Source organism: Flavobacterium sp. AJR (assembly GCF_002156885.1).
Lineage (GTDB): Bacteria > Bacteroidota > Bacteroidia > Flavobacteriales > Flavobacteriaceae > Flavobacterium.
On record NZ_NCWQ01000157.1, the window covers coordinates 1 to 4,717 of the forward strand.

General features: G+C 32.6%; 5 protein-coding genes. All 5 read left to right on the plus strand.

Features of this window, described 5'->3' with window-relative positions; genetic code table 11:
- Nucleotides 1-262: 262 nt before the first annotated feature.
- The 5 genes from B8T70_RS23025 to trpD all read left to right on the plus strand — a co-directional run bounded on the left by B8T70_RS23025 (nucleotide 263) and on the right by trpD (nucleotide 4,605).
- Nucleotides 263-1,663 (plus strand): anthranilate synthase component I family protein, encoded by a 1,401-nt coding sequence (locus B8T70_RS23025; RefSeq protein WP_086896381.1) that lies wholly within the window; start codon nucleotides 263-265, stop codon nucleotides 1,661-1,663.
- A 100-nt stretch (nucleotides 1,664-1,763) separates the two neighbouring features.
- Nucleotides 1,764-2,222: a hypothetical protein gene (locus B8T70_RS23030; protein WP_086896382.1), complete on the plus strand. Its 459-nt coding sequence runs from the start codon at nucleotides 1,764-1,766 to the stop codon at nucleotides 2,220-2,222.
- Nucleotides 2,223-2,478: 256 nt separating this feature from the next.
- Nucleotides 2,479-3,045 (plus strand): aminodeoxychorismate/anthranilate synthase component II, encoded by a 567-nt coding sequence (locus B8T70_RS23035; protein WP_039117830.1) that lies wholly within the window; start codon nucleotides 2,479-2,481, stop codon nucleotides 3,043-3,045.
- Between the two features lie 93 nt (nucleotides 3,046-3,138).
- Nucleotides 3,139-3,546, plus strand: coding sequence for a GNAT family N-acetyltransferase (locus B8T70_RS23040; RefSeq protein ID WP_039117831.1), 408 nt, complete (start codon nucleotides 3,139-3,141; stop codon nucleotides 3,544-3,546).
- A 57-nt stretch (nucleotides 3,547-3,603) separates the two neighbouring features.
- A complete protein-coding gene (trpD, locus tag B8T70_RS23045) occupies nucleotides 3,604-4,605 on the plus strand; it encodes an anthranilate phosphoribosyltransferase (protein WP_086896383.1) in 1,002 nt (333 codons plus the stop codon).
- The last annotated feature ends 112 nt before the right edge of the window (nucleotides 4,606-4,717 follow it).

Sequence of the window (4,717 nt, forward strand, 5' to 3'; positions counted from 1 at the left end):
ACTCAAAAAAATAGAGATTTTTTTTAAAACAATGTATACGAATACTCAAATTACATTTATATATTTGTACCAACAAAAAAGTTTATGAAAACAATTACAAATAATACTTGGTGGTGGAACAATTTACGTCAGACGTCGTGAACTAAGCTTCCTATGGTATTATTCAAACTATAAATATGAAAGGCTTGTCATCACGACAAGTCTTTTTTTTTGTTCATAATTTTCCGGAAAATAATATATTAAATCTTAAAAAATCAACACATTGAAACCTTTTATACTCAACACACACTACAAACAAATCCTTGCAGACACTGTAACGCCTGTGAGCATTTACTTTAAAATTAGAGATAAATTCCCTAATAGTTTATTGCTGGAAAGTAGCGATTATCACGGAAACGATAATAGTTTCTCTTACATATGCTGCAACCCAATTGCAAGTATTAAAATCGAGAATGAAATTATTTCTAAAGCTTATCCTGATGGAACTACAGAAAAAATAGCAATTGATGATTCGACTAATATTCCAGAAATTATTCAGGAATTTTCAGGACAATTTAAATCGGAGAAAAACGATTTCAAATTTATCAACAATGGATTATTTGGATATATCTCTTACGATGCTGTTCGTTATTTCGAAAAAGTAACTATTGCCAAAAAAGACAATAGCATTTCTATTCCAGATGTATATTATGCAGTTTATCAAAATATAATTGCAATAAATCATTTCAAAAACGAAGCTTATATCTTTTGCCATAGCGTAGATGGAAGAAATAATATTTCGGAAATAGAACAATTATTGCAATCAAGAAATATTGCTTCATACCAATTCTCAAAAGAAGGCGAAGGATTCTCAAATCTAACCGATGAAGAATTTAAGCATAATGTAGCTTTAGCAAAAAAACATTGTTTCCGTGGCGATGTGTTCCAGTTAGTTTTATCACGTCGATTCACACAAGGATTTAAAGGTGATGAATTTAATGTGTACAGAGCATTACGAAGCATCAACCCTTCCCCCTATTTATTCTTTTTTGATTATGGTGATTTCAAAATATTTGGTTCTTCGCCCGAAGCACAAATTATTGTAAAAAATCGTAAAGCCGAAATTCATCCTATTGCCGGAACTTTCAAAAGAACAGGAAATGATGAACAAGACGCAATTCTTGCCAAACAATTATCTGAAGATAAAAAAGAAAATAGCGAGCACGTAATGTTAGTCGATTTAGCCAGAAATGATTTAAGCCGAAACGGACACGATGTAAACGTAGAGAAATATCGTGAAGTACAATTCTTCTCTCATGTAATACACTTAGTATCAAAAGTTACAGGACATTTACATGAAAAAGCAACTACAATGCAAGTCGTAGCCGATACTTTTCCGGCAGGAACATTAAGCGGAGCACCAAAACACAGAGCCATGCAACTTATAGAAGAATACGAAAAAACCAATCGTACTTTTTATGGTGGTGCTATCGGTGTTATGGATTTTGAAGGCAATTTTAACCATGCCATCATGATACGAACTTTTTTGAGCAAAAACCATCAATTGCATTGCCAGGCTGGAGCTGGAATCGTAGCAAACTCAGACGAAGAAAGCGAAATGCAAGAAGTATATAATAAATTAAGAGCATTAAATACCGCTCTTGAAATGGCAGAGAAAATTTAGTACTCGGTCGCAGTTTTTCAGTCTTAAGTTCCGAACGAAAAGCTTAAAAATTACAACTTGACAAACCAAACATTAAATAAAAATTAAACAACTAAAAACTATGAAAAACACTATTGGATTATTATTGGTTATGGTATTTTTAACTTCTTGCAACGAGAAAAACAAGCAAGAAACTACAAGTATTAAAAAAGACATTGAAGGAACCTGGCGACTTATATCAGCAGAGACAACCGAAAAAGATTCAACTTTTTCAACATTCAATCCAAAAACCAAAATGATTAAAATTATAAATGACTCCCACTTTGCATTCTTTAACCATGACTTAAATAACGGAAAAAAAGCAGATGCACTATTCTTCGGAGGTGGAGGAAAATATACTTTAAAAGATAGTACATACACAGAGAATTTAGAATATTTCAATAATAGAGACTGGGAGAACAACAAATTTGAATTTACAGTAAAAGTTAAAAACGATACCTTAATTCAAAAAGGAGTTGAAAAAATTGAAAAACTTGGAATAGATAGAATAATCATCGAAAAATACGTTCGAGAAAAATAAATAAAAAATTAGTTTTAAGTTATTGGATTATGCATTTAACCGCAAAGAACGCTAAACTATAGACCTCTTTGATTTTATAAAAACACAAAGTTCGCAAAGCTTTGAGTTGATTTTAACTTTGCGAACTTTGCGTTTTTCAACAGTTTTTAAATAAAACTCTTTGCGCCCTTTGCGGTTAAATACCCAAAAGCTAAGCAACTTGAAACCTGACACGAGGCTTTAGCCGAATTGGCGAAGCAAACAAAAATAAAAAAAAATGAAAAAAATACTAGTAATAGATAACTACGATAGCTTCACTTATAATCTTGTACATTATCTGGAAGATTTAAATTGCGAAGTAACCGTGTACAGAAATGATGAATTTGATATTGATGAAATTGCAAGTTTCGACAAAATATTACTTTCACCAGGACCAGGAATTCCAGACGAAGCAGGTTTACTAAAAGCTGTTATTCAAAAATATGCACCAACCAAAAGCATACTAGGCGTTTGTTTAGGACAACAAGCTATAGGAGAAGTTTTTGGCGGAACATTATCAAACCTAGACAAAGTATATCATGGTGTAGCTACCAATGTAAAAACGGTTGTAGATGATGAACTTTTATTTGAAGGTTTAGGAAAAGAATTTGAAGTAGGGCGTTATCACTCATGGGTTGTCGACGCAACTTTACCCGATGTTCTCGAAGCTACATCTTACGACGAAAACGGACAAGTAATGTCATTAAGACACAGAACCTATGATGTTCGCGGAGTACAATTTCATCCTGAAAGTGTATTGACACCAAACGGAAAAAAAATGTTAGAGAATTGGGTTAAGAGTTAGTCTTTAGTTTACAGTAATCTGTCCCAGTATTCAGTCGCAGCTTACTATTTAAAGAAAAAACTTAGTAACTCAGAACCTTAGCAACTTAAAAAAATGAATATCAGAATTTTAGAAACCAAAGAAATTAATATCGAAGATATAATAACATTGTATAAAGCCAATGAATGGAGTTCGGCAGAAAAACCTGATTTATTATATAAAGCACTTTTAAATTCTGAAACTTTAATTACTGCTTGGGATGACACAAAACTTGTTGGACTTGGAAATGCAATTTCCGATGGTTATTTAACTGTTTATTATCCACATTTATTAGTACTCCCAGAATATCAAGGAAAAGGAATAGGTAAAATGATTTGTGATAAAATGCAGGAAAAATATCGTGACTTCCATATGCAAATGTTAACCGCTGATGGAAAATCAATAGAATTCTATACCAAAAATGGATTTGAACGAGCAGGACAAACAGAACCAATGTGGATTTATCAAGGAAACGAACATTAAATCAGTATTCAGTAAGCAGTACTCAGTCTCAGTAAAAAACTTAGAGCCTTAAAAAAAATGAAAAATATATTAAACAAATTAACCAATCACGAAGTCCTTACTAAAGATGAGGCTAAAAACGTATTGATTAATATATCAAATGGTGATTATAACCCAAGTCAGATATCGGCATTCTTGACCATATTTATGATGCGAAGTATTAACATCGAAGAATTAGCAGGCTTTCGCGAAGCCTTATTAGACTTATGCATTCGCGTAGATTTATCGGCTTACAATACCATCGATTTAGTTGGAACTGGTGGAGACGGAAAAGATACTTTCAATATTTCCACTCTGGCTTCATTTGTTACGGCTGGTGCAGGAATAAAAGTAGCCAAACATGGTAATTACGGAGTTTCTTCAATTTCTGGTTCTAGTAACGTCATGGAAAAAATGGGAATCAAATTCTCTAATGATGCTGAGTACATTGAAAAATGCATCGACAAAGCAGGAATTGCCATACTTCACGCCCCATTATTTCACCCCGCAATGAAAAATGTGGGTTCAATAAGAAAAGAATTAGCTGTAAAAACATTCTTTAATATGCTGGGACCAATGGTAAATCCATCGTTTCCAAAAAACCAATTATTAGGTGTATTTAACCTTGAATTGGCTAGAATGTATGCGTATTTATATCAAAATACCGATGTAAATTTCACGATATTACATTCGCTAGATGGTTATGATGAGGTTTCATTAACTGGACCAACAAAGATTATTACAAACACGATGGAAGGCATGTTAAATCCAAGTGATTTTGGCGTTCGTCTTTTAGCGCAAAGCGAAATACACGGAGGAAATTCTATCGAAGAATCAGCTGAAATCTTTGCATCTATCATTTCAGGAAAAGGAACCGAAGCTCAAAATAATGTGGTTTGTGCCAATGCAGCATTGGCAATTGCAACGGTTACAAAATGTACACCGCTAGACGGTTTTGAATTAGCAAAAGAAAGTTTACTTTCTGGAAACGCACACAAAGCGTTAAAGGAATTGCAAGAATTGAGTAAATTGAAAAATTGAAAGATTTAATGATTTAAAAATTAAAAAATTGCTAGACGAAATAAAACCATTTAAAATTTTGGAAACATAAAAATATCAAACCCTACATATTTTTAAATCTTTCATTATTAAA

Excerpts from the sequence above, each read along its gene's own strand:
- B8T70_RS23030 (WP_086896382.1), top strand. The coding sequence starts at position 1,764 with ATGAAAAACACTATTGGATTATTATTGGTTATGGTATTTTTAACTTCT.
- B8T70_RS23035 (WP_039117830.1), top strand. The coding sequence starts at position 2,479 with ATGAAAAAAATACTAGTAATAGATAACTACGATAGCTTCACTTATAAT.
- B8T70_RS23040 (WP_039117831.1), top strand. The coding sequence starts at position 3,139 with ATGAATATCAGAATTTTAGAAACCAAAGAAATTAATATCGAAGATATA.
- trpD (WP_086896383.1), top strand. The coding sequence starts at position 3,604 with ATGAAAAATATATTAAACAAATTAACCAATCACGAAGTCCTTACTAAA.